Annotated in this window: 22 protein-coding genes and 1 tRNA gene; 19 read left to right on the top strand and 4 right to left on the bottom strand. The window is 46.0% G+C overall.

The window, feature by feature from the left end:
• Positions 1–7 precede the first annotated feature (7 nt).
• The 4 genes from QZW82_RS13235 (at position 8) to QZW82_RS13220 (ending at position 3,299) form a co-directional block, all read left to right on the top strand.
• Positions 8–673: a YggS family pyridoxal phosphate-dependent enzyme gene (locus QZW82_RS13235; protein WP_293148826.1), complete on the top strand. Its 666-nt coding sequence runs from the start codon at positions 8–10 to the stop codon at positions 671–673.
• A 114-nt stretch (positions 674–787) separates the two neighbouring features.
• The gene (locus QZW82_RS13230; protein ID WP_293148824.1) at positions 788–1,426 is read left to right on the top strand and encodes a cell division protein SepF; all 639 of its coding nucleotides are present in this window, start codon (positions 788–790) and stop codon (positions 1,424–1,426) included.
• A gap of 405 nt (positions 1,427–1,831) precedes the next feature.
• Complete coding sequence (gene proC, locus QZW82_RS13225) at positions 1,832–2,671, top strand: pyrroline-5-carboxylate reductase (RefSeq protein ID WP_293148822.1); 840 nt, start codon at positions 1,832–1,834, stop codon at positions 2,669–2,671.
• 16 nt (positions 2,672–2,687) lie between these two features.
• Complete coding sequence (locus QZW82_RS13220) at positions 2,688–3,299, top strand: hypothetical protein (protein WP_293148821.1); 612 nt, start codon at positions 2,688–2,690, stop codon at positions 3,297–3,299.
• A 128-nt stretch (positions 3,300–3,427) separates the two neighbouring features.
• Here QZW82_RS13220 and plsY read toward each other — a convergent pair whose 3' ends face one another.
• Positions 3,428–4,108 (bottom strand): glycerol-3-phosphate 1-O-acyltransferase PlsY, encoded by a 681-nt coding sequence (plsY, locus tag QZW82_RS13215; RefSeq protein WP_293148819.1) that lies wholly within the window; start codon positions 4,106–4,108, stop codon positions 3,428–3,430.
• Positions 4,109–4,576: 468 nt separating this feature from the next.
• On the opposite strand from plsY, the gene QZW82_RS13210 reads away from it, so the two are divergent.
• A complete protein-coding gene (locus QZW82_RS13210) occupies positions 4,577–4,768 on the top strand; it encodes a hypothetical protein (RefSeq protein WP_293148817.1) in 192 nt (63 codons plus the stop codon).
• On the opposite strand, the gene QZW82_RS13205 is transcribed toward QZW82_RS13210, so the two are convergent.
• Positions 4,755–6,074 carry a DUF3086 domain-containing protein gene (locus QZW82_RS13205; RefSeq protein ID WP_293148815.1) on the bottom strand — a complete coding sequence of 440 codons (1,320 nt, stop codon included), beginning with the start codon at positions 6,072–6,074 and terminating at the stop codon, positions 4,755–4,757. The two genes, QZW82_RS13210 and QZW82_RS13205, sit on opposite strands and share 14 nt — an antisense overlap.
• A gap of 59 nt (positions 6,075–6,133) precedes the next feature.
• Positions 6,134–6,526 (bottom strand): DUF3119 family protein, encoded by a 393-nt coding sequence (locus QZW82_RS13200; protein ID WP_293148813.1) that lies wholly within the window; start codon positions 6,524–6,526, stop codon positions 6,134–6,136.
• 280 nt (positions 6,527–6,806) lie between these two features.
• On the opposite strand from QZW82_RS13200, the gene QZW82_RS13195 reads away from it, so the two are divergent.
• A complete protein-coding gene (locus QZW82_RS13195) occupies positions 6,807–7,931 on the top strand; it encodes a transposase (protein WP_293148811.1) in 1,125 nt (374 codons plus the stop codon).
• A 36-nt stretch (positions 7,932–7,967) separates the two neighbouring features.
• On the opposite strand, the gene QZW82_RS13190 is transcribed toward QZW82_RS13195, so the two are convergent.
• Positions 7,968–8,762, bottom strand: a complete 795-nt coding sequence (locus tag QZW82_RS13190) for an MlaE family lipid ABC transporter permease subunit (RefSeq protein WP_293148809.1) — start codon at positions 8,760–8,762, stop codon at positions 7,968–7,970.
• Positions 8,763–8,946: 184 nt separating this feature from the next.
• Between QZW82_RS13190 and QZW82_RS13185 the strand changes: the two genes are divergently transcribed.
• From QZW82_RS13185 to QZW82_RS13125, 13 genes are all read left to right on the top strand, one after another.
• Positions 8,947–9,234, top strand: a complete 288-nt coding sequence (locus QZW82_RS13185) for a hypothetical protein (protein WP_293148807.1) — start codon at positions 8,947–8,949, stop codon at positions 9,232–9,234.
• Positions 9,235–9,738: 504 nt separating this feature from the next.
• On the top strand, positions 9,739–10,002 hold the full coding sequence (locus tag QZW82_RS13180; RefSeq protein ID WP_293148805.1) for a hypothetical protein: 264 nt from the start codon (positions 9,739–9,741) through the stop codon (positions 10,000–10,002).
• 300 nt (positions 10,003–10,302) lie between these two features.
• The gene (locus tag QZW82_RS13175) at positions 10,303–10,704 is read left to right on the top strand and encodes a fasciclin domain-containing protein (protein ID WP_194011615.1); all 402 of its coding nucleotides are present in this window, start codon (positions 10,303–10,305) and stop codon (positions 10,702–10,704) included.
• Positions 10,705–10,896: 192 nt separating this feature from the next.
• Complete coding sequence (locus QZW82_RS13170) at positions 10,897–16,026, top strand: PAS domain S-box protein (RefSeq protein WP_293148801.1); 5,130 nt, start codon at positions 10,897–10,899, stop codon at positions 16,024–16,026.
• Between the two features lie 524 nt (positions 16,027–16,550).
• Positions 16,551–16,778 carry a hypothetical protein gene (locus QZW82_RS13165; protein WP_293148799.1) on the top strand — a complete coding sequence of 76 codons (228 nt, stop codon included), beginning with the start codon at positions 16,551–16,553 and terminating at the stop codon, positions 16,776–16,778.
• Positions 16,779–16,903: 125 nt separating this feature from the next.
• The gene (locus QZW82_RS13160; RefSeq protein WP_293148796.1) at positions 16,904–17,080 is read left to right on the top strand and encodes a hypothetical protein; all 177 of its coding nucleotides are present in this window, start codon (positions 16,904–16,906) and stop codon (positions 17,078–17,080) included.
• Positions 17,081–17,161: 81 nt separating this feature from the next.
• Entirely contained in the window at positions 17,162–18,244 is a 1,083-nt protein-coding gene (locus QZW82_RS13155; protein ID WP_293148794.1) for an amino acid ABC transporter substrate-binding protein, read from the top strand.
• A 206-nt stretch (positions 18,245–18,450) separates the two neighbouring features.
• A complete protein-coding gene (locus QZW82_RS13150) occupies positions 18,451–19,665 on the top strand; it encodes an ABC transporter permease subunit (protein ID WP_293148792.1) in 1,215 nt (404 codons plus the stop codon).
• A gap of 46 nt (positions 19,666–19,711) precedes the next feature.
• The gene (locus QZW82_RS13145) at positions 19,712–20,311 is read left to right on the top strand and encodes a hypothetical protein (RefSeq protein WP_293148790.1); all 600 of its coding nucleotides are present in this window, start codon (positions 19,712–19,714) and stop codon (positions 20,309–20,311) included.
• Between the two features lie 20 nt (positions 20,312–20,331).
• Positions 20,332–21,564, top strand: coding sequence for an amino acid ABC transporter permease (locus QZW82_RS13140; protein WP_293148789.1), 1,233 nt, complete (start codon positions 20,332–20,334; stop codon positions 21,562–21,564).
• Positions 21,565–21,812: 248 nt separating this feature from the next.
• Entirely contained in the window at positions 21,813–22,565 is a 753-nt protein-coding gene (locus QZW82_RS13135; RefSeq protein ID WP_293148787.1) for an amino acid ABC transporter ATP-binding protein, read from the top strand.
• Between the two features lie 394 nt (positions 22,566–22,959).
• Positions 22,960–25,182, top strand: coding sequence for an excinuclease ABC subunit UvrC (gene uvrC / locus QZW82_RS13130; protein WP_293148786.1), 2,223 nt, complete (start codon positions 22,960–22,962; stop codon positions 25,180–25,182).
• A 138-nt stretch (positions 25,183–25,320) separates the two neighbouring features.
• Positions 25,321–25,391, top strand: a tRNA-Gly gene (locus QZW82_RS13125).
• The last annotated feature ends 201 nt before the right edge of the window (positions 25,392–25,592 follow it).

The raw sequence follows: 25,592 nt of genomic DNA, 5'->3' as shown, positions 1-25,592 counted from the left end.
GAGTACCATGACCATTGCCTCTCGAATTAACAGCCTTCGCCAACAGTTGCCGGAATCAGTGCGGTTAATTGCCGTTAGCAAACAAGTACCGACTGATGCTATCCGCGAAGCCTACGACGCGGGCATCCGAGATTTTGGCGAGAGCAAAGTTCAAGAGACTGCCGAAAAACAAAGCCAACTGCAAGATTTGCCAGATATCAACTGGCACTTGATCGGCCACTTGCAAGCCAACAAAGCAGCAAAGGCCCTAGAGCATTTCCAGTGGATTCACTCGCTCGACAGCTTAAAACTGGCTCAGAGGCTTTCGCGCCTAGCTGGCGAAATGTCTTGCACCCCGCAAGTCTGCCTGCAAGTCAAAATATTGCCAGACCCCGATAAATACGGGTGGAACGTCCCAGAACTGCTTGCCGACCTCTGTGAACTCAATAAATGTGAGCATATAAAAATTCAAGGTTTGATGACAATACCTCCGCTGGGATTAGATGACTCGCAAATCCTACAATTGTTTAAGAGCACTCGCGAACTTGCTGACAAAATCCAGGAGCAAAATTTGCCAAACATTCAAATGCAGCAGCTCTCCATGGGGATGTCGGGAGATTATCATTTGGCAATTCAAGCAGGTGCTACTATGGTACGGCTAGGACAAACCTTATTTGGCTCTAGGAGGGGATAAATTGTTCAAATCTTCTGATAAGCACAACTTAGGTTAAATATAGAGTAGTTAACGACCCGCGGCTAACCCGCAACGCGAGTATAGTCGGGGCAGCACAGTCGTAAAGGAGCTTCAATGGTGAACATTTTTTCTAAGCTACGAGATTTTGTAGGCTTCAACAATGAGCCTGAATACGATTACGAGTACGACGAAACCGAAAGCGAACGCTTTGCGAACGCCTACCAACCACCTGAACCAAACGCTGCCGCTTCTGCTGCTGCGATCGCCGCAGCAGAAGAAGAACGCCGCCAAAATCGCAGAATGCGGGAGCGGTCAGTAGTAGGATCGACAGGTACGGATGTTGTTGCACCAACCGGGGGAGTAGGATCAGTAATGAATAATGTGATTGGAATGCCTGGATCTATGAACGGGATTTCGGAAGTAGTAGTAATGGAGCCGCGCACTTTTGAAGAGATGCCGGCAGCAATTCGAGCTCTTAAAGAACGCAAATCTGTGGTTCTGAACCTAACGGTGATGGATCCAGACCAAGCGCAAAGAGCTGTGGACTTTGTGGCGGGCGGTACTTATGCCCTTGACGGTCATCAAGAGCGTATTGGCGAAAGCATTTTCTTGTTTACGCCTAGCTGCGTGCAAGTAAGAACTCAGTCTGGTGTGGTTCACGAAGTGCCCCCAGCCCAAGGCCGCCCGCGCCCTGCTGCGGCTGCTCCCGCACCGACAGTCTGGCCGGCTGAACAAGCTCAATTGGCTCAGTAGTGAGTTGACAGTTGACAGTTGACAGTTGACAGTTGATTCCAAAAGCTGTTGGCTGTTGACAGTTGACTCCGAAAGTCGTTGAGAGATATTCATTCAAAAAAACACTATAGTAAGGTGCGTAGTCAGTTGACAGTTGACAGTTGACAGTTGACAGTTGACAGTTGACAGTTGACAGTTGACAGTTGACAGTTGACAGTTGACAGTTGACAGTTGACAGTTGACAGTTGTTGACAGATATTCATTCAAAAAACCAGTATAGTCAGGTGCGTCGCTACCAGATGAGCAATGGAAGTTTTAGATGGTCGAAAGCGACGCACCCTACAAACAACGCACTGTTAACAAATAACCAATAACAAATAACAAATAACCAATAACAAATAACCAATAACTAATAACTAATTAACTATGATAAAATTTGGTACGATCGGCGGCGGAGTAATGGGAGAGGCTCTCTTATCCCGCTTAATAGCAGAAAAAGTTTATTGTCCTTCAGAAATATTGGTGAGCGATCCGCAACCGCAACGGCGCGAATTTTTGACTGCAACCTACGGAATCGGAACAACAGCCAGCAATCTAGAAGTTGCTAACGCTACGGAAGTGCTGTTTTTGGCGATTAAACCGCAAATTTTTGAGCAAGTAGCTTTGGAATTGGCCGTGGCGATCGATCGCCCACAAGCAAATAATGGAGAAACAGCTAATTCTCAGCCAGAAGCTGCGATCGTGTCGATTTTGGCGGGAGTTCCCCTGAACAAGCTCGAAGCAGCCTTCCCGGGGCGCTCTGTGCTGCGGGTGATGCCAAATACTCCGGCAACGGTGGGGGCGGGCATGAGCGCGATCGCCCCGGGGAAACTCGTGCAACCGACGGATTTAGAATTAGTCAAGCGGATGTTTCAGGCCGTGGGAGAAGTGGTGGAAGTGCCTGAAAGTATGCTGGATGCGGTGACTGGCCTTTCCGGTTCCGGGCCAGGTTATGTTGCGATTTTTATCGAAGCATTGACAGATGGCGGTGTTTGTGCTGGACTGCCGCGGGCGATCGCCTCTCAATTAGCAATCCAAACAGTATTCGGTACGGCGAAGCTGTTGCAAGAAACGGGAATGCACCCAGCAGAATTGAAAGATAGGGTGACAAGTCCCGGCGGTACGACGATCGCCGGAATTGCTACATTAGAAAGTAACGGTTTTCGCTCTGCTGCGATCGAAGCAGTGAAAGCAGCTTGTTTGCGCTCTCAAGAATTGGGTAAATAAAAAAAGATAATTTACAATGGCTTATAGCGACTTCAAGCTCAAAGAAATTGTCAAACAATTTGACTTAATTATCAAGGAAAATCAAGATTTATTTGCCGATATATTAGAAGTAGAATCTAGCGAAATTCTGAAAGTATCGTTAAAAGAAAACGCAGGATTAGCGGTAGACATCAATACCGAAAAAGCGCGTTCTGAACTGATTATCGCACCAATTTTACTCGAAGTTAGACGACAATTGAATTATCAAATTGGTTTATTTTCCGGTTCCGAGTTTAATGTAGCTCCTGAAAAAGGATTAAATGGAACCTGCGATTTTTTAATGAGTTTGTCAGCGGAACGCTTGTTTATCAGTGCTCCTGTGATTACCCTTGTTGAAGCGAAAAAAGAAGATATTAAGGCTGGTTTCGGGCAGTGTGCAGCCGAAATGTTAGCCGCTCAATTATTTAATGAGGAAGAGGGAAATCAGATTCCGATTATTTATGGGGCCGTGACATCGGGTACTGTGTGGAGATTTTTGAAGTTAGAGGGACAGATTGTGTCTATTGATGCGATCGAGTATTATCTGAGGGATGTGGGAAAAATTTTAGGGATTTTATTAAGCGCTATACCTCCGATAGATAAGGGGTAGGCACGGGGCACTACCACCCTAAAAATTTTGTGAATCATTCAGGATTGCTATATGATAAATATAAGAGGGTTCGCATCCCAAAAATGTCCGCGAACTTTTTTGGGAAGTGCTATAAATCAAACTAATTATCACTCGCTGGCTGCTGTTTCCAATTTCTGCCCAATTTTCGGTTCAGTACCGTTCAAAAGCCGCTGAATGTTGCTGCGGTGCCGCACGATTACAAATACGCCGCCCGCAAGTCCAAACAACACATAAGCTAGCGGCTGATGTAAAGCAAACATCAATCCAGAAACGCTAATTGCTCCGATAATAGAACTCAAAGAAACAATTCGCGATAGGGCAAAAACTATCCCGAAAATTCCGAAAGTCCCCAAGCCGACGGGCCAGTACAAACCTAGTAAAACTCCCAAACTCGTAGCGACGGATTTGCCACCTGTAAACCCCAGCCAAATTGATTTGCTGTGGCCCAAAACAGCAAACAAACCGGCTAAAGTTGCCATCCAAGGGATGACTGTTGCAGTATCTTCTAAATTGGCGCCGATCGCGAGCTGGCTGGTAAAATCTAGAGAGTAGATGTAACGGATCAGGACGATCGCACTTACGCCCTTCAACACATCAACCAGCAACACCGCCAACCCCGGCCCCTTTCCCAAAGTCCTGAGTACGTTAGTCGCGCCAGTCGAACCAGAACCTACTTCCCGAATATCAATCCCCAGCATCCATTTACCCAAAGCGTACCCAGTTGGAATCGAACCCAGCAAGTAAGCTGCGATTAACAATGCGCCATTTAAAATTATCCAGCTAGCCATGTTTTGATTTTAGATTTGTTGTACAGAAGGAAGTTCGGCAACGAATTATGTAACTGATGTCAAGCAGAAGGAAGAACTAATTCCGGTTAGTTTACCCTAAATTTCTTCAGTCCGCGGAGGCGGACTTTGTTTGTATAGCCGCGAATTCTATTCGCCGGAAATTGAAGTCAGAAGTCAGAATCTAGAACTAATTCCGGTTAATTTACCCCCTAAATTTCTTCAGTCCGCGGAGGCGGACTTTGTTTGTATAGCCGCGAATTCTATTCGCCGGAAATTGAAGTCAGAAGTCAGAATCTAGAACTAATTCCGGTTAATTTACCCCGGAATTTCTTCAGTCCGCGGAGGCGGACTTTGTTTGTATAGCCGCGAATTCTATTCGCCGGGAATTGAAGTCAGAAGTCAGAATCTAGAACTAATTCCGGTTAATTTACCCCCTAAATTTCTTCAGTCCGCGGAGGCGGACTTTGTTTGTATAGCCGCGAATTCTATTCGCCGGGAATTGAAGTCAGAAGTCAGAATCTAGAACTAATTCTGGTTAATTTACCCGGAATTTATTCAGTCCGCGGAGGCGGACTTTGTTTGTATAGCCGCGAATTCTATTCGCCGGGAATTGCCGGAATTGAACGTGTTAAAGCCGGATTGGAAATCAAAAATCCTTAGAAGTCGTTAAAGTTTGCGGATCGGAAGCAAAGGCCAACCACAGCGGAAATTGCAGCATCGACAAACTGATTAAATCTTCTGTTTCGTCTATCACAATTAAAGGCAACTTACCATCTCTCACCAGTCGATCGGCTTTTTGAGCCAAAGCCTCCGCAGACTCAAACATAATAATGCCACCTTCCGGGCCAAAATCGGTGCGAGTAATCCCCAAACAATCCTGCAAACCCCGGCGCCACTCACCCAAACGTTCGGGACTGTTCGCGAGCACCAACGTCCGCACCCGCGTGCCGTAGACGCTTCTGAGTACAGAAATAATGGTCGAACTAATCAAGATATTTTGCAAGCGCGAACCCATTGTTCGCAATGCACCCCTTCCTCCTTGGGTGAAAAACCAGTTAGAAACTCGTTCGGCGTGGATGGGTTCAAAAGTGCGCCGGAGTTGCCAAGGCGGGCCGTAATAGTCGGGGAGAGTGCGATATTGGTCTAGGGTGCGGCGAATTTGTTTGGCTTGTTCTTGAAATCCTTGTTCAGCAAATCTGGGATTTACGGGGGAAGAGGATTGAGACTCCTCAACAGAAATTTGCTTGGAAGTTTCTTGCACCGGCGGCGTCATATCTAAGAGTTCGGCGGTAGCTGCTAAATCCTGCAAACTGCCGACTAGATAGTCTTTGAAACCTTGAACTCTGATTGCTAAATCTTGGGAAACTCCGGCGAAAGTAGTTCGCATTTCCTTTTGAATTCGATCGCGCCTGCGTTCGAGTTTTTCTACTTCAATTTGCAGGGCTTGCTTGCGATGATCTAGCTGTATCAAGCCGTCTTGTACCAAACGCCCTATTGATGCTTGAGCCTCGCCCAACGCTTCTAACGCCTTAGCTTTGTCAGCTTCCAAGGTGGCAATTCTTGCGGTCAAATCTTGTTCTTGCTGTTGCAATGCTTTGACTCTATCTGCCAAACTTTCGGTAACATTTTCTGGTACGGGCGTTACCGTTTCTGCGGTTGCTGTTGGCTGGGAGTCTGTTTCTGGGGAACTTTGGGCGATCGCACTTTCAGATTCGCTATCCTCAGTTTCTGGCGAAATTTGGGCGATCGTGCGCGCTTCGTCCACCACAGGGGTGATTTGGGGATTTTCCTCGTCCCAGGGGTCTATTTCGGGAGGAATTTGCGATGTGAGATCGTTTTGGGCGATCGACAATTCCTGTATTTGAGATGGCAATAGATTTTCCGTCTCATTCACGGGTAGAGTTGGTTCGCCATCAGCGGCTGGTTGCGATTGCGGTTCTTTGGTTGGAGATTCGTCTGAATTCATGGGAAATTTGTTCGGCGTGGGGCACAGAAGAAGTTAAAAATTTAAAATTAACAACTTGTTTAGTCTTCACGGGGACAGCGCTGTTCTAAGCAGGTCTGTAGCATTTTACGATCGAACAGAACCGGCAGAAAGTGAATACTGTTAATTTCTTTGAAGTAAAACAAAATCGGCACAGCAGGCCAAAATATCCGCCAATTTTGCCATTGTCGGTAAGGAAATTGGCGGATCAACTTGGACGATCGATAAATGTCCAAATCCGTTGGAGTAAACTGTAGCCGGATAGTAGCGGCTTGGTACATCAGAAACAAGCCGAACAGCGAAAGCGGCAAACTCACCCACTTCTGCACGAACAGCAGCGGTACAGCAGCTAGTACCAGGACTAGCGGAATCGCATAACTCGGTGCAAGTTCGATCGTATCTGTGGGTGCAGTCCCAGAGGTAGTTGTAGTCACGGGTTTAAATCAAGGGGTAGTTAAAGGAATATTGCCCATTATTCATATTTTATCTATTTCCTAGCTTACCAAAGAACTGGGTCTAAAGCCCCGTCCTTTTAGGACGGCTTTTCCTCTTTGAGTTTATCAATCCAATCCTCGATAAGCTGGGTCATTGTTTTTTCCTTCTGCTTGGCAATTCTCCGTAACTTTTCTAGCCGACTCACCGCAACCCGAATACTTAATCTTTGTTTAATCATTTGGCTACCCGATTGCTACCCACCATGATATCATGGTTAGCATGAAAACATTGAAGTTCAAGCTATATCAAAGCAAGCGGAACAGACACCTCAAGCGAAGCATCAATGCTGCCGGGGCGATCTACAACCATTGCATTGCACTTCACAAACGGTACTACCGGATGTGGGGCAAGCACTTGAATTGCAGCAAACTTCAAAGTCATATCGCCAAACTCAGAAAGCGTAAATCTTTCTGGCAACAAGTGGGTTCTCAAGCTGTGCAGGATATCTGTCAACGCATTGAGAAGGCATACCAACTGTTTTTCAAGCATCACAATAAAGGCGTTAGACCTCCTGGTTTCAAAAAAGTCCGCAGATATAAATCATTCACCCTTAAGCAAGCCGGCTACAAATTATTAGGCGGCAATCGAATTAAGATTGGGAATCGCGTTTATCAGTATTGGAATTCTAGAGAAATAGAAGGGAAAGTTAAGACGTTAACCATAAAACGGACTCCTTTGGGAGAGTTATTTATGGTTGTAGTCGTTGACAGTGTTAAAGAATCTGAAATCAAAGTCGAGACGAGTAGAACCGCTGGCTTTGATTTCGGCTTAAAGACGTTTCTCACCTGCTCTGACGGTTCCAAGATTGAATCACCGCAATTCCTAAAACAGTCCCTCAGTGCTATCAAGAAAGCAAATCGTCAGCATTCCAAAAAACGAAAAGGCTCTGCCAATCGAGAAAGAGCAAGACTTAATTTGGTTCGCAAACATGAGGACGTAGTAAATCGTCGCTCTGATTGGTTCTGGAAATTGGCTCGCGAACTCACTGATAAGTTCGACGTGCTGTGCTTTGAAACTCTGAATTTAAAGGGAATGCAGCGACTTTGGGGACGTAAAATCTCAGACATTGCATTTGGTAATTTTCTCCAAATTCTCGAATGGGTTGCCAAAAAGAAAGGAAAACAAGTAGTTTTTATCGACACTTGGTATCCATCTAGCAAGACTTGTTCTCATTGCGGACACGTTCTGAAAGAGTTGGATTTGTCAGTGAGACAATGGCGTTGTCCGTCCTGTCAGAATGTAAACGACAGAGACGAGAACGCTGCAATAAATATTTGTGCGGTTGGGGCATCAACCGTTAAGTTAGGCGATGTTAGACAGGCTATGCCTGCAATTGCTGTTTGATCTTAGAATCCCCTCGCCTTCAGGCAGGGGAGTATGTCAAAGGCCTTTGAGCACGCTAGAGCCAGTACCCTGAAACATCAGCCAAGTCAGGAAAAAGTTAACAATAAAAATAGCCAGCAAAGCCGTCACCACCGCTGTGGTAGTCGATTGGCCGACGCCTTTGGCGCCGCCGGTAGTCGTCAAACCCCAGCTAGTGCCGATGACAGCAATCAAACCACCGAACACAAAAGCCTTAATAGCAGCGCTGCAAATGTCCCACAGACTCAGGAAATGGCGGACTGATTCTAAAAACACATTTTGAGAGATGCCGTACATTGTCGTCGCAATCAGCATCCCGCCGGCGATGCCCGTGACGAGGGACAATATTGTCAGAATTGGCAGCATCAAGCAGCAAGCTAAAACGCGGGGAATTACTAAATAGTCGATCGGGTCTGTTCTGAGCATCAGCATGGCATCTATCTGCTCTGTGACTTGCATCGTGCCGATTTCCGCAGCAAAAGCCGAACCAACCCGTCCCGTCACGATTACGGCTGTTAACACCGGGCCGAGTTCGCGAGTCAAAGACAAAGCCAAAACCCCGCCGACGACATTACCCGCACCGAGGTTAATAAACTCCCTGGCTACCTGAACCGTAAATACCATGCCGACAAAACCCGCAGTCAGCAAAGCAATCAGCAGCGATTCCGGGCCGACTGCTGCCATTTGGTCGAGGGTGTTGCGACGGTTAATTTTGCGAGTTAGCAAGTGCAGCATGACTTGGCCGCCCAATAAAATGGCTGCCAGTAACCGCTGACTCCACAAACTGAGGCTTGATGGTGTAGTTGTGCTCAAGGGATTTTGACTGTAGAACAACTGCAAAAATGAAATCTATCTACAAATCTTAAACAAGTTTCTTCTCTAAGATTTAAGATTTCTGACAGAATTGGCCACTGAGGGCGATCGCTGCCTATCGTAGAAAAGGACAAGTTTATTTTACTTGCACCTTTCGGCAGTTTAGCTGAATTTACTGACTGTTATGAGCATCTTTCCTAATTTTATTCGCTCTTTACTGCTGACCAGCCTCCTGAGCTTTGTCGCTCCCTTATTGTTAATCGGCGCGGGATTGACTAGCTTTTCGTTGATCGGTCTTGTGCCTGCTCTGCAAGCAGTAGGTCGTTCTGGAGAAGACCAGATTTTGCAGTTCTTAGCCACTTTTGGCAGTGGCTGTCCTCTCCAGGGATTTTTGGTGATTGGCCTAGCTTTTAGTTTAGTGGGTGCTTTGTTTGATACCTACGCTTCTTATCAGCATTCACGGTGGGGTTAATGGTGTTTCTATTTGAAATCTGGGATTTGAGATTTTATGTAGGGAATTCTCGATCGCGCATCTAAAATCTCAAATTGTTGGGTTGCTGTGCATCGAATCGCGCCCCCTCCAGCGAAACAGTCTCTATCGAAGCTCCTCGTCCTTTGATTCAGCAGTGGAGTCAAATCTCAAATCCACTGACTTCGCCCAAAAACGGATATTTGCTTTCCTACAGGAGTCGTGGAGAGCGAAAATTAGAGAGTTCAGTTCCAGCTACCAGATTCATCATTAGAGTTAATTCTACAATCTCAAATCGTTTGGCTACCTCAGCATTAACTAAGTAAGTCGGTACGAAAATTCATAACTATGTCCGCAGCGAGCGTAACGCAGTGAAGTGAAGCATAAGTCCTACGGACAGGCTTCGCCAACGCAAGGTTTTTGTAGGCTTCATACTTTGTTACACAGCTCGGTTTATTTGCGCCTACCTACTTATCGATCGAATGCGTCTACAATCCAGAAGAAAGATTGCCTTATGTTCTGGCATTTAAGGACTGTCGCGATATCGGGTGGACTGTACGCGATGAAGAAGAAGTTGGCGAACTTGAAGCAGAATTTTTAGGAATTTCTTTGGGCGAACCGGAACACCGCAAGCCTGCTGTAATTACTACAGACATTTTTGAAATTTCAATTTTGTATGGCAGTTTTAGCATTCATAAGGGAGAGGATTTAAATTTGGAAATAGCAGAATTAGAAACGGAGGTTTTAGTATCACAAGCAACCGCAGTCTAGTAGCAATTTAAAAGTATTGCGCCGTTAAAAAGTAAATTGCTTAGTAATTTTATGTGTAAAATAACCATTATTAGGTTCGTAGTGAGGACTTCAGTCCGCAAAAAAAGAGACGACTGAAGTCCTCACTACGAACCTGGTTGGAAAAGGTTCGTAGTGAGGACTTCAGTCCGCAAAAAAAGAGAGGACTGAAGTCCTCACTACAAACGAATTACCAATTTTTTAACAAACATAGTAGGTATTGTTGCACGCATCAGTTTACGATACTTAATAGAACTTTTTTGCCAAACGAGGTAGAACCAAATGCCTGATATTGTTGATATTGCCGTAGGTGCGGGTTCGTTCCAAACCCTGGTAACTGCGGTGCAAGTAGCAAATTTAGTAGATGCGCTCAAAAGTCCGGGCCCTTTCACTGTCTTTGCACCGACTGACGATGCTTTTGCGAAATTGCCACCGGGAACTATCACAACCCTAGTGCAGAATGTCCCCCAACTGAGCAGGATTTTGATGTTTCACGTCGTCTCCGGCAAGTTTATGAAGGCAGATTTGGCAAAACTCGGTTTTGTTACTTCCTTAGAAGGTTCGCCGATTAAAATTGATTGTTCAGACGGTTTTGAGGTGAAGAATGCTACTGTTGTCGCGGCTGATATCGAAGCTGACAACGGTGTCATCCACGTCATCGATAACGTGATTTTAATGGGATAATTTCGCCTTTAAACCTCGCTGCTGGAGCGAAGCAGGTGCCTTGCGGTGTCGCTTCGCTCCCGATCGCGCTTTTGGTTTTTTAGCAATTAAAAGTTATATAAATATAAAAAAGTTGTCTTTTCGCCTGATGTATTTTAAGATGATTGTTTAAAAAACTTTGAAGATGAATAATTATAATATAAGGAAACCAGTGTGGTGAGCACTATGCAAATCCTAGCCGCCAGCCTCAAGGCCAAAGTCCGCCAGCGTACCTTGGAACTGCAAGTTCTCAACGAACTTACGGAGAATGTACAACTTGCTGCGGTTGCTGATGAAATTTGGTCTGCTTGTCTGGCACATCTCGGGCGCCTGATTCCTGGTGAGACGATCGCACTTTTAACTCTACCGGACGATCGCATCTACCTGCAACACTTACACCCGTTAACTGAATCGGTCAAATCTGAAATAGCAGCCTGCTTGCAAGCTACTCGCACCCAATGGCTGGCAGGAAGTCGAGACTGGGCGTACAACATCGCTGGCCCGCCAATTGCTCAGTTTAAGTCGGTGTTGGTGGCACCGGCTAACCCGGAGGACAGTGAAGAATTGTTGGGAGTATTTTTCATCGGTGCAGAGCAGGGAACTGCTTTTAATTTTGAACACCTTTGTTTGCTCCACACGGTCGCTAAAATTTGTGTTAAATCGTTAATTACTTTAGCAGCTAAACAGACGGATGTCAAGGGAACTGTTCAAAATAATTTTGCTCTAGATGCGGAAAGCCAAGAGCTATTGTTGCGGGCTTTAATAGACAGTATTGACGACAGAGTGTTTGCCAAAGATCGAAATTTTAGATACATTTTTGTCAATCAAAGTTTTGCTGCATATTTGGGGAAAAAGGTTGAAGAAATTATTGGCAAAGACGATCTCGAATTAGGTTTCTCAGAAGCAGCAGTATTTGGCGATCGCCACGGCTCAATTAGGGGCATCCGCGAGGACGACCGAGCTGTGCTGGGGGGGGAGACGGTTCGCAATCCCTACCAGGCGATCGCCTTTGCAGGTGGCAAACAGCAGGTCTTTGACACGCAAAAACTGCCCCTGCGCGATGCGAAAGGCAATATATTTGCGATTTTGGGCATTTCTCGGGAGATTGCTCAATGGGAGGCGACAGATGAAGCCCGGAATCAAAGCCAAGCCAAACTGCAAAAAATTACTGCTAGCGTACCCGGTACGGTATATCAAGTTGACTTGCATCTAGATGGCTCGATAGCCTTCTCGTTTGTGAGCGCGGGCTGCCGAGAATTGTATGAAATAGAACCGGAGGTGGCTCAGCAGGATATTCGTGCAATTGTTGACATGATTCATCCCGAAGATAGAGATGATTTTCGGAACTCGGTAAGGCTGGCTGCGGAAAATTTGCAGCCTTGGCGGTGGGAAGGTAGAATTATTACCCCCTCTGGAAAACTTAAATGGATTCAAGGGGCTGCACAACCGGAAATGCAAGGATCGGGAGAGATAGTTTATTATGGCTTGTTCACGGATATTAGCGATCGCAAACAAGCTGAGTTAAAACTGCAACTTTATCAAGAAATATTTTTAAAGTCCAATGATGCGATCGCCATTTTAGACCCGCAAGGCTATTATTTGGAAACTAATCAAGCTCACACGGCTTTGCTGGGTTACAGTGCATCAAAATTGTGGGGTAAAACTCCTGCAATTCATACGGGAGAAGAGACATTTGCATCGGTGCTGCAAATATTGATCGCAACAGGGAGTTATCGAGGCGAAATGAGCTGTGTTAAGGATTTGCAAGGGGGAATCTTTGAGGTGGAACTTTCGGCTTTTGCGGTTCTCAATGATGCTGGGGATGTGGTTTGTTACGTCAGCGTCAAAAGGGATATCACCGAACGCAAGCGAGCTGAGGAAAAACTCAAACTTTACCGAGAAATCTTTTTAAACTCCAACGATGCGATGGTGATTATCGATGCTGATGGGTTTTTCCTCGAACAAAATCGCGCTCACCAATCGCTATTAGAATATACAGACGCTGAATTAGAAATAGAAACGCCGCCGCTGGTGGCGGGGGAACGCTTTTCTGCGATTTCCAAAAGTTTAGCGAAAACTGGAACTTTTCGGGGCGAAATTACTAACTTTACTAAAAAAGGTCGCACGCTGGCGATCGAGGTGGCGGCATACTCTGTAATTAACAACAGCGGCGATATAATTTGTCACGTCTGCGTTAAGCGCGATATTACCGAACGCAAAAAAGGTGAAGAAGAACGACAAAAATTTGTGTCGCTGATTGAAAATAGCAGCGATTTTATCGGTATGGCTACTCTCGAAGGTCAAACGCTGTTTGTTAACGAAGCCGGTCAAAAACTGGTGGGTATAGAGAATATGTCGGAAGTGCTTGATACCGAGATCTGGGATTATATAGGCGAAACTTTTAAACAGGAATTCAGTCAAGAGATTTTGCCAATAATTGTCAGTCACGGCCAGTGGCAAGGAGAAGGTCAAATGCAGCACTTGCGTACTGGAAAAAGTATTGATGTTGTGATGAATGCTTTTCTGGTCAAGCACCCTCAAAGTAGCGAACCGCTGTGCTTTGCTGCGGTAATTCGCGATGTTACAGAACGCAAGCAAGCTGAAAGAATGCTGCTGGAACAAGCAGAACAGGAACGGCTGGTTTCGGCGATCGCCCAGCGAGTGCGACAGTCTCTCAACCTCACTCAAACTCTGAGCACGGCTGTACAAGAGGTACGGCAATTACTGGCAACCGATCGCACGGTAATTTATCGTTTTGATTCCGATGACACAGGGATTGTGGTTGTCGAATCTGTAGGATCTGATTGGATGCCTATGCTGGGCAGAAAACTTCAGGAAAAATCTTTTGGGGAAAGTTACAAAGCGATGTACCGCGCTGGCAAGATTCAAGCAGTTGAAGATATTTATAATGCTAATTTGAGCGAGATTCACCGAGATTTACTGGTGAAATTGCAGGTAAGGGCTAATTTAGTTGTACCAATTTTTATCGGCGACGAAAGTCAGGAATTAGCAATAGAATATTCGCCAGAAACTCCTAGAATTAAGTCGCAGATCGAGAGTTTGGACAAGCGTCAAAATCGGTTGTGGGGGTTGCTGGTTGCCCACCAGTGCAGTGCCCCGCGCGCTTGGACTGATTCTGAGGTGGATTTGCTGGGAAGGTTGAGCGTGCAGTTGGCGATCGCCATTCAGCAATCTACTTTGTTCGAGCAAGCGCAGCAAGCCCGAGAAGCCGCTCTGGAAGCGTCTCGAATGAAGTCACTATTTTTAGCAAATATGAGTCACGAAATCCGCACTCCGATGAATGGAGTGATGGGGATGACAGATTTGCTGCTGAAAACAAATCTTACTCCCGAACAGCTAGACTTTGTGCAGACGCTGAAACTCAGCGGTCAAAATTTGCTGTCGATCATTAACGATATTCTTGACCTTTCTAAACTGGAAGCAGGAGAAATGCGCTTAGAAACCATCGAATTTGACCTCAGTATCTGTCTGGATGAAGTGCTGGATTTGTTGGCAACTCCCGCACAAACTAAAGGTATAGAATTGGTGGCGTTGATTGATACCGACGTGCCGCTGCAAATTAAAGGGGATGCAGCGCGATTGCGGCAAATCCTCACTAATTTAATTAACAATGCGATTAAGTTCACGGAAGCAGGAGAAATAGTAATTGAGGTTTCAACTGGCAGGATTCCTGGGATATTGGCAGCCAGCGACGACCAGAAAAAATTAGAGAGTATCCAACCATTAAAACTAGGAATCAATCGCTCGCTGTTCCTGCTGTTCAAGGTCACAGATACAGGGATTGGGATTGCTGCCGAAGACCAAAAAAAGCTGTTTAAATCTTTTAGTCAAGTTGATGCTTCTACTACGAGAAAGTACGGTGGCACTGGTTTGGGTCTGGCTATTTCTAAGCAGTTGGTGGAGCTGCTAGGGGGTAAAATTGGTGTGGAAAGTACCCCCGGTAAAGGATCGAGTTTTTGGTTTACTGTGCCGGCACTTAAGGAAAATTTAACTGGGGCTGGGACAGCGTGCTCAGTGAATTTGCAAACGGTGCTGGCGGGGCAGAAAATGTTAGTTGCTAGCGACAAGCCCACAGTGCGAAAAGTGCTGCTGAGAATGGCGGTTTTGTGGGGGATGGAAGTTGATGAGGTTGAGAATGGTTGGATGGCGATCGCATCTCTGTACAAAGCTGTCAGCATAAAATCCCCTTACGATATCATTTTGGTTGATATTCAGTTGCCGGAAATGGTGGCGGGAAGTCTGGAACGTTTGATGATTGCTGAGCCGGCAATGCAGCAGACGCATTGGGTGGTGCTGACTTCAATTACTCAGATATCGGAGGCTAAACGTTTGGTAGATATTGGTTTTAGCGGTTATTTAACTAAACCTGTGAAAGCTCACCGGCTGTTTGAGTGCTTGGTAAATGCGATCGCCCCGGGTGCAGTGGTTGACTCGCGGCTGGCAAATTCAACGACAAATCCAGACTCCTCTATTGACAACCGGGAGTTAGCTAGCCTAAAGATTTTGTTAGTTGAAGATACTCCGATCAATCAAAAAGTTGGTCTGAATCAACTCAAGGTTTTGGGATGTGCGGCGGATGTGGCAAATAACGGCGCTGAGGCGCTATCGATGCTGGCTATCAAAAAGTATGACATTGTGCTGATGGACTGTCAGATGCCAGTTTTGGACGGTTACGAAGCTACGCTGGAATTGCGCCGCATGGAAGCGACAGGCACTGCTGCTGGGAAGATGGATCCCGATCGCAAGACGGTGGTGATTGCAATGACGGCAAATGCTTTGAAGGGCGATCGGGAAAAGTGTCTGGCGGCGGGCATGGATGATTATATTAGCAAACCTATTTCCATCGAAAAGTTAAAATCTGTACTAGAAAATTGGTCGGTACAGTTAAAAGTTGAAATTCCTCAGTTTAAGGGTGAGGAAGTCCAAAACTCTGCTTCGGATCTAGAATGCGTAGTCGATATGGCACGCTTGCACGAAATTGCGGGCACTGATTTGGACTTTGAGCGGGAAATATTGCAAGCTTTTGTGGTGGATACTAGCAGTTATTTAGAATCTGCTAAAAGTGCGATCGCCTCGCGAGACATGGAGACACTGGCCCGCCGCGCGCATCAAATTAAAGGTGTCAGCGCTACGGCGGCGGTGCGGTTAATGCCGGAGATGGCTGCTCAGCTTCAAACTCACGCCGAATCCAACGATTTGGAAGGCGCCACGAAAATCATCGCTGAATTAGAAATAATCCTAGCGGGGGTTAAACAGTTGGTTGCTGCTGAATTATCTGGTTAATCGATCAATTTTCTCAGGACTAAAGAAATCCTGGGCGGTTGGAAACCGCATCTACACAAACGATGTCCGCCTCCGCGGACTAAGAAATATGGAATTTGAGAGAATGTGCGTGCGATGGCTTACGCCCCGCTACGCTACGGCTCTTCAACCCGCGGAGGCGGGTTTTGTCTGTGTAGACGCGGTTTCAACCGCCGGGTGTGCTACGCTACGACTCTTCAACCCGCGCACCATCCGGGTTTTGCTTGACAAGACGCGGTTTCAACCGCCGGGTTTCTCAAATCCTATGTAAAGATTCTTAATTTTTTATCAAGATATTTATCTGTATGTGACGAGATTGGGAACTCTTATAACATCTTGTGTGTTGTAGCTTTTGACACTACTATATTAAGTTATTGTGGTCAAATATAAAATAATCATTAAGCCGATGACAAGACGGCTACTTTTCGTCTATCGGCTTGAAACACTAAGACCAACTCATCACCCAGCCAGCCCACTAAGTGCGTATTTACGCTCAACGAGGTTTTATGACTCCAGTCATGTTACGCCAACTCTGGTCATTAATTGAAACCACCCAAGCGACTCTGTTAGTCAATTTGGACGATGCCACCCTGGTACAGTGGCTGCTGAAGCAGTTGAAGATGAACTCTGCGCTCAATGGTAACGAAACAGATTTGCTGAACGAGTACATCGAGTCTCGGCTGTCGCTAATCCGCGATTTAGCCGAGCAGCGCCTAGCACCAGAGCGGTTCTAAGCGCATTAAATCAAAATTGGATAAATATTGTAGGCAAGATTTTCAACAGTTGACAGTTGACAGTTGACAGTTGACAGTTGACAGAAGGAGAGCGACCTCTACCTATAAGTCCGAGTATTGGAGTAATGAATAGTCTGATTTTAATTTCTCCCTCAAAGGCTTGGGGCTTTCAACCAATTCTTTCTGGTAAGCAAGATTGTAGGCAAGATCGCCCGCAGCGGGCAAAAAAAATAATAGGCGGTAAGCCGGTGCGCTTTTCAGGGTGCGACACCGGGTTGAGAATGGTTAATTTGAAACGGTAAGGTGTTCTAGATTGCCGATCGCAACAGTTCTCGACACTGACAAGTTAGGATCGTCGAGAAAGTGTTCTACTGGTAAAATGTATGCGTAAATTGGGATTTCTGTTGCTGGCAAGTGTGTTGTTTGTGGCACCGCTGGCATCTTGTAGGGATCGATCGGCACAAGTCGGACAAACACCAGCCTCGCCTGCGGGAAACGCGCCACAACAAACTTCGAGCCGGATAGATACAATTGTCAGCCGCGGTAAACTAATTTGCGGCGTTAGTGGCGAACTACCTGGTTTTAGCTTTGTAGACGAAAAAGGCAAATACTCCGGCTTGGATGTGGATATTTGCAGGGCCATCGCTGCGGCTATATTTGACGATCCCGAAAAAGTCGAATACCGAAAGCTCAACGCCAAAGATAGGTTTACAGTTTTGCAGGCCGGAGAAATCGATATTCTCAGCCGAAATACCACCTACACGGCGAGTCGCGACAGCACTACCGGCTTGGAATTTGCCCCAATTATCTTTTATGACTCTCAAAGCATCATGGTCAAAAAAGATAGCGGCATCAAAAGCTTAAAAGATTTTGCGGGCAAATCTATCTGCGTGCAGACAGGTACGAGTACCGAACAAAATTTGTCCGACCAAATGCGAAAATTAGGAGTTAAATACACTCCTGTGGTGTTTGAAGATGCGAATACTACCTTTGGCACTTATCAAGAAGGTCGCTGTCAAGGTGTTACAGCCGATCGATCGCAACTCGTGTCGAAGCGCACAACTCTACCGAATCCTGAGAATAATGTTGTTTTGCCGATCGTAATGTCAAAAGAACCGTTAGCCCCAGCGGTGAAAAGCGGCGATCCTAAATGGTCGGATGCGGTGAGATGGATTATTTTTGCGGCGATTGAAGCTGAAGATTTAGGAATTAATTCAGCAAATGTAGACCAAACTGTGGCAAGCACTACAGATCCAAGCGTCAAACGTTTGCTAGGAAAAGAAGGAGATTTAGGTAAAGGTTTCGGACTCCCCAACGACTACGCCGTCCGCGTTGTGAAGAAAGTCGGGAATTACGGCGAAATGTACGATCGCAACCTCGGCCCAAAAAGTACACTTAAGTTAGACCGGGGTCAAAACAAACTCTGGAAAGATGGCGGTTTGCTGTACTCGCCACCCTTCCGCTAATCAACAGGTTTGTAGTTGCGCTTGGGCCCTATGCGTGTCCGCAACTACAAACCTAAAAATCAACTTAAACAAAGGTACGTAGTTGCGCTTCAGCGCCCTCTTAGGTACGTAGTTGCGCTTCAGCGCCATCTTGGTACGTAGTTGCGCTTCAGCGCCCCGATCTACGCAACATACGCAGCAGATTTAATCAAAATAATATTTAAGCTATGAAGACAGAACCTAAACCGGACAAATCCGAGAAATCATCCAAAATTAAAGATATATCAACACTGCTGCGGGACGATCGCTTCTGGAAAATAGCCGGACAGGCGATCGCCCTAATTTTAGTAATAACAGTCATCGCCATTCTCTGGGACAACCTCACCGCCAATTACGCGCAACTGGGGATTGCATTTGGATTTGACTTTCTCAATTCCCAAGCATCCTTCGACATCGGCGAAAGTGTAATTCCCTACAGTCCGGAAAACAGTTACAGACAAGCTTATTTTGTCGGATTACTCAACACGCTGCGAGTAATGGGGTTGGGAATTGTTTTCGCAACAATTGCAGGTTTGACCGTAGGAATTGCCCGCCTTTCCGACAATTGGATCTTGCGTAATTTAGCAGCTTTGTATGTGGAGATTTTGAGGAATACACCATTATTGCTGCAATTATTTTTCTGGTATTTTGCAGTGTTCATTTCCATGCCCAAACTCGAAGACAACCAGCAGATGAAGGGCCCTCTTTACTTTACAAATCGGGGTATTGCTGTACCTTGGCCTGCGACTTTGCCAGGTTTTGAGATTTGGTTAATTTTGCTAACTGTGGGAGTTTTGGCTGCGGCGGGGCTGTGGATGTGGCGGGCGCGGGTGATGGTGGAAGAAGCGAAGCCGGGAAGACAGTTGTTTTGGGCCGCAGGTGCGATCGTCCTCAGTGCAATTTTAGCTGGGATTATCACCCAAAATCTACCTTTCCGCGTCGATTTCCCGCGCCTCACACCAGCATTGCAACTCGAAGGAGGATTAAAATTAACTCCAGAATTTGCAGCCCTCGTGACAGGACTCAGCTTGTATACTGGCAGTTACATAGCAGAAATTGTCCGCGCCGGAATTCAGTCAGTCTCGCGAGGCCAATGGGAAGCAGGAAAATCTTTGGGACTGAAATCTGGAACCCTGATGCGGATGGTAATTTTGCCGCAAGCTTTGCGGGTGATTGTGCCGCCGTTAACCAGTCAGTATCTGAATTTAGCAAAGAATTCGAGTTTAGCCGTGGCGGTGGCTTATCCCGACGTTTACTTTGTGGTGGGTTCTCCGACGCTGAATCAGACCGGAAGGGCGATCGAAACAATGATAATTATCATGGCAACATATCTTACAATTAGTTTGATAGTTTCTCTCTTCATGAATTGGTACAATAAAACCGTACAACTAAAGGAAAGATAAAAATTCAAATTTTTGAAATTTACCAAGAGGGGAAAGGAAAAATAAAATGGCTTACAGTGACTTTAACTTAAACAACGTTTTGAAAACATTTGAATTAAGTTATTCTGAAATCGCTGATTTGTTTGCAAACGAACCGGAATTAGAATGTAGTCCATCACTCGCAGAAACTTTACGGCGATATCTGCCCATAGCTGTTGGCAGCAATACAGAAAAATCTCGTTCTGAAATGATTATTGCGCCAATTTTATTAGAATTGAGAACACAGTTACAAGACAAAATAGGTTTATTTTCAGGAATAGACTTTACTGTCAATTCAGAAAGAGGTTTAAATGGAATTTGCGATTTTCTAATTACCCGTTCTCCAGAATTGATGATTGTAAAATCCCCAGTCATTGCAATTGTAGAAGCTAAAAAGGAGAATATAAGTTCGGGATTAGGACAGTGCGTGGCAGAAATGTTAGCTGCTCAAATATTCAACCAACGTGAAGGTAAGGAAATTAAAGTAATTCTTGGGACTGTGACTACGGGAACAGTATGGAAATTTATTAAGCTAGAAGGAACAGCCGTAGAAATTGATAGTAGCGAGTATTTCCTGAGCAATGTCAATAAAATATTGGGGATTTTAGCAAGTGCAATTAGAAATTAACAAATAACAACTAACAACTTATGGAAACTTCCCCCGTACTGCCGCCTCCCGCCACCGAATCGCCCACCCCTTGGAATTGGGCGCGCAAAAACCTATTTAGTACCTGGTACAACAGCATTCTGACAGTATTTTGCTTAATTGTCGCCTTCCAAACAGTCAAAGGAATTATCGTTTGGGCAACTACAAAAGCTAAATGGCGCGTGTTAGAAGCCAACTTGCCACTATTTTTTGTGGGCAGATTTCCCAGCGAATCCTACTGGCGGCTGTGGATAGTAGCCGGAATAATTGCCTTGTTGGGAGGTTTAACTTGGGGCAATATTCAGCGAGATGAACGTCTTTGGAATCCGCCTACACTAATTTTACTGGGTGCTGCCGTTGTTGGTGCGGTCATTTCGCCGATCGACCTCACCTCTCGCTTCTACCTCTTAGGAATTATCATCGCAGCCGCCGCCAGCTATATCGCTGGGCGACAAATTAACCCTAACCCCCCCCAACCCCCCCTTAGTAAGGGGGGGCGAGGGGGGGTTAGCTGGATGCCTGCAATTTGGACTCTTTCCTTCCCAGTAATTCTGTGGCTAATTAAAGGCGGATTGGGTTTGACAGAAGTCTCGACAAATGACTGGGGCGGTTTAGTGCTGACGCTATTTTTAGCAATTATTAGTATTGTGCTGTCGTTTCCCTTGGGAGTATTGCTCGCCCTCGGGAGACAAAGTTCTTTGCCAGTCGTCAAACTACTTTCAACATTGTACATTGAAATTGTTCGCGGTTTGCCATTAATTGGCATTTTGTTTTTAGGTCAAGTCATGCTGCAATTATTCTTACCGCCCGAATATCCCAAATTAGATAGAGTGATTCGGGCGATCGCCGGATTAACATTATTTAGTGCGGCTTACCTAGCCGAAAACGTCCGGGGTGGCTTGCAGGCCGTACCCAGGGGACAAATAGAAGCAGCAAGAGCGATCGGGCTAAACACACCCCTACTGACCATTCTGATTGTACTACCTCAAGCACTGCGAACAGTCATTCCGGCGATCGGCGGTCAATTCATCGGATTGTTTATGGATACATCCCTGCTTTCGCTATTTGGAATGTTAGAATTAATCGGCATATCCCGCGCAGTTTTAGCAAATCCATCATATATAGGCAGATACGCCGAAGTTTACATATTCGTCGGCCTCATTTATTGGGTATTTTGCTATTCAATGTCACTAGCCAGCCGCAAAATTGAAAAAAGTCTAGAAAAAAGTCATTAGTCTCTAGAGGCGGGTTCACCAACAAAATAGAACTACAAACCCAAATACATATAAACCCGCCCCCTCCCAACCCAAATATATATAAACCGAAGTCTGTAGGGGCGGGTTCACCAACAAAATATAACTCCCAATCCAAATATATATAAACCCGCCCCCACCCAACCCAAATATACATAAACCTCCCCTCCGGTAAAGCAGTCAACAGTCATCAGGCAATAATTATCCGTCATTATTTAAAGGACAAAACTATGCAAGATAAACTAACAGTTCCAGAAACAGTAATCGTAGCAGAAAACGTCCACAAATGGTACGGACAATTTCACGTACTGCGCGGCGTCAGCATGAACGTCAACCGAGGCGAAGTCGTCGTCGTGATGGGCCCTTCAGGTTCCGGCAAATCGACGTTTATTCGTACTTTCAACGCATTAGAAGCATACCAGCAGGGTAAAATTACGATCGACGGAATCGAACTTTCCCACGACTTGCGAAACATCGAAAAAATTCGCCAGGAAGTCGGAATGGTGTTTCAGCAATTCAACCTATTTCCCCACCTATCAGTCCTGCAAAACGTCATGCTAGCGCCCGTATGGGTGCGTCGCTGGCCCAAGAAAAAAGCCGAAGAAGTAGCGATGCAACTATTAGAAAGAGTCGGGATTTTGTCTCAAGCCCAAAAATATCCCGGACAATTATCTGGCGGACAGCAGCAACGGGTTGCTATTGCACGTTCCCTAGCAATGCAGCCGAAAATCATGCTATTTGACGAACCGACATCAGCATTAGATCCGGAAATGGTGCGGGAAGTTTTAGATGTCATGCGGAATTTAGCGAAAACAGGAATTACAATGGTAGTAGTGACTCACGAAGTCGGATTTGCGCGCGAAGTTGCCGATCGCATTGTATTGATGGACGGCGGCGTTTTAGTGGAAGAAGCACGCCCGGAAGAGTTTTTTCAGAACCCGAAAGAAGAACGCACGCGCAAGTTTTTATCTCAGATATTGTAAACGGAACTTACGTCATTATAGGTTCGTAGTGAGGACTTTAGTCCGCATCCAGAAGACTAAACTCATCGTTAAAAACATTAATAGGTTCGTAGTGAGGACTTTAGTCCGCATCCAATCAGAAGACCAAATCAATCATTAAAAACATTAATAGGTTCGTAGTGAGGACTTTAGTCCGCATAAAATCAGAGGACTAAAGTCCTCACTACGAACTATTTTTTGTGATTGATTCGCTTGACCCAGATAACAGCGTTACAATAGTAGATATATAGCCTTTATCAAAAAGGTGAGGTATCACTGACAGCTTACATAACACCTTAAACAAAGGGGGCTCGCATCCCAACAACATACCTAATCTTTCTGAGAACCACTATAAGTCATAAAATCTCAAATTTATATGCCGTCCACAAAAACCCTGCCACTAATTAAAGATGCAGAACGCCTAGAAAGCCGCCTCAGAGAAATTCCGGCAGTTCCCGGTGTATACTTAATGCGCGACGAGAGCGATCGCATCCTGTACATCGGCAAATCCAAAAAACTCCGAAACCGAGTCCGTTCCTACTTCCGCGAAAGCCAAAACCTCAGTCCTCGCATTGCGATGATGGTGCAGCAAGTACGCGAAATTGAATTCATCGCCACCGACACAGAAGCCGAAGCTTTGGCCTTAGAAGCCAACCTCGTAAAACAGCACCAACCTTATTTTAATGTCCTCCTCAAAGACGATAAAAAATATCCTTATTTGTGCATAACTTGGTCGGAGGAATACCCGCGCATTTTCATCACCCGCAAACGTCGGCCGGGTAATGCAAAAGACCGCTACTACGGCCCCTACGTCGATACAGGCGCGCTTCGCAGTACGCTGCATTTAATTAAGCGGATTTTCCCCCTGCGACAGCGCCCTCAACCGCTGTTTAAAGACCGTCCCTGTCTCAACTACGACATCGGCCGTTGCGTCGGCGTTTGTCAGGGGCTAACTTCGCCGGAGGAATACCGAAAAATTATTCAAAAAGTGGCGATGATTTTCCAGGGAAGGACTCAGGAATTAATGGATATTCTGGAACCACAAATGGAACAAGCTGCGGAAGATTTGAACTTTGAAACTGCGGCCAGGATTCGCGACCAAATTAAAGGTTTGCAATCTTTGAGTGCTGGTCAAAAAGTGTCTTTACCTAATGATACCGTTTCCAGGGATGCGATCGCCCTGGCAGCAGACACGCAGCACGCCTGCATTCAATTATTCCAGATTCGTGCAGGTCAATTAGTCGGCAGACTGGGCTTTATGGCGGAGATTCCCAGGGCGGGCACAGGCGCACCGCCCCTACATTCCGGGGAAGAAATACCTAGGGCGGGCACAGGGGCACCGCCCCTACATTCCGGGGAAGAAATACCTAGGGCGCGCACAGGCGCACCGCCCCTACATTCCGGGGAAGAAATACCTAGGGCGGGCACAGGGGCACCGCCCCTACATTCCGGGGAAGAAATACCTAGGGCGGGCACAGGGGCACCGCCCCTACATTCCGGGGAAGAAGAATTATCTCAACATTCTCTTACCTCCCCCCCTTACCAAGGGGGGGAACGAGGGGGGGTAGAAGCCGGGGCGATTTTGCAGCGAGTTTTGGAAGAACACTATCAAAATGTCGAAGCCGTAGAAATTCCCAGCGAAATTTCTGTACAGTACGACTTACCAGAAGGCGAAATATTAGCAGATTGGTTGAGCAACCGCAAGGGGCGAAAAGTGACTATTTTGACTCCGCAGCGCCAAACTAAGGCGGAGTTAATTGAGATGGTGGAACGGAATGCTGAGTACGAATTGGCGAGAATGCAACGATTGAGCGATCGCAATTCTCAAGCAATGCAAGATTTAGCCGAAATTCTCGATTTACCAGAAATGCCGCACCGCATAGAAGGTTACGATATTTCTCACATTCAAGGTTCGGATGCGGTAGCTTCCCGCGTCGTATTTATCGACGGTTTACCAGCGAATCAACACTACCGCCACTACAAAATTAAGAATCCTGAAATTAAATCCGGTCATTCTGACGACTTTGCTAGTTTAGCAGAAGTTATCGGCAGACGATTTAGGCTCAAAGACGCAGAAAGAAACAGCAAGCAGCAAGATGAATTTAGCAAGTTACCAGATGCGGAAGCAGTCAGTAATGTGTCTTCAGTTTCTCCTAATATTGCTGACAAACCGGATTTGATTATGATAGATGGTGGCAAAGGTCAACTGTCAGCAGTTGTGGCTGTTTTGCGGGAGATGAATTTGCTAGACGAGTTGCGGGTTGTGAGTTTGGCGAAGCAGCGAGAAGAGATATTTTTGCCGGGGGAATCTTTGCCGCTGCCAACTAATTCTGAGCAACCGGGTGTACAATTACTGCGACGGGTGCGGGATGAGGCCCACAGGTTTGCTGTGAGTTTTCACCGAGATCAAAGAAGTCAGAGAATGAAGCGATCGCGCTTAGATGAGATTCCCGGGTTGGGACACCACCGCCAAAAACTGTTGTTAGCGCATTTTCGGTCGATCGACTACCTGCGTTTAGCGACTCCCGAACAGTTGGCCGAAGTTTCTGGAATTGGCCCGCGTCTGGCGCAGCAAATCTACGATTATTTCCATCCGTAAAGCCTTTAGTAGCGTGGGAGAGGGGATTTGGGAGGCTACGAGTCCCTATTCAACCACTTTCAAGGAGAACTTGAGAAATTTTGCACGGGCCTATTGCAATTCTCAGAAGCTTGTGGTATGTTTAGGTTCTGTGTGAATGCGGGTGTAGTTTAGTGGTAAAACTTTAGCCTTCCAAGCTAACTATGCGGGTTCGATTCCCGCCACCCGCTTATTAAACAAAAAGCCTCAAACCAACGATAAATCAACGGTTTGGGGTTTTTTATTGCCGATTTTTTGGCTGGGTGGGGCGTCAAAAAGACTAGAAATTGGATACAAATTGACGACAAAACGACCAAACTGAGTATCAAGTGACTGCCCGATCGCCCTTTTTGAATACAATTTGAATACAATTTGAACACAATTTGACTAGA

The sequence above is a fragment of the Microcoleus sp. bin48.metabat.b7b8b9.023 genome (genome assembly GCF_013299185.1).
Taxonomy (GTDB): Bacteria; Cyanobacteriota; Cyanobacteriia; order Cyanobacteriales; family Microcoleaceae; genus Microcoleus.
This window is presented reverse-complemented; position numbering and strand designations above follow the sequence as displayed.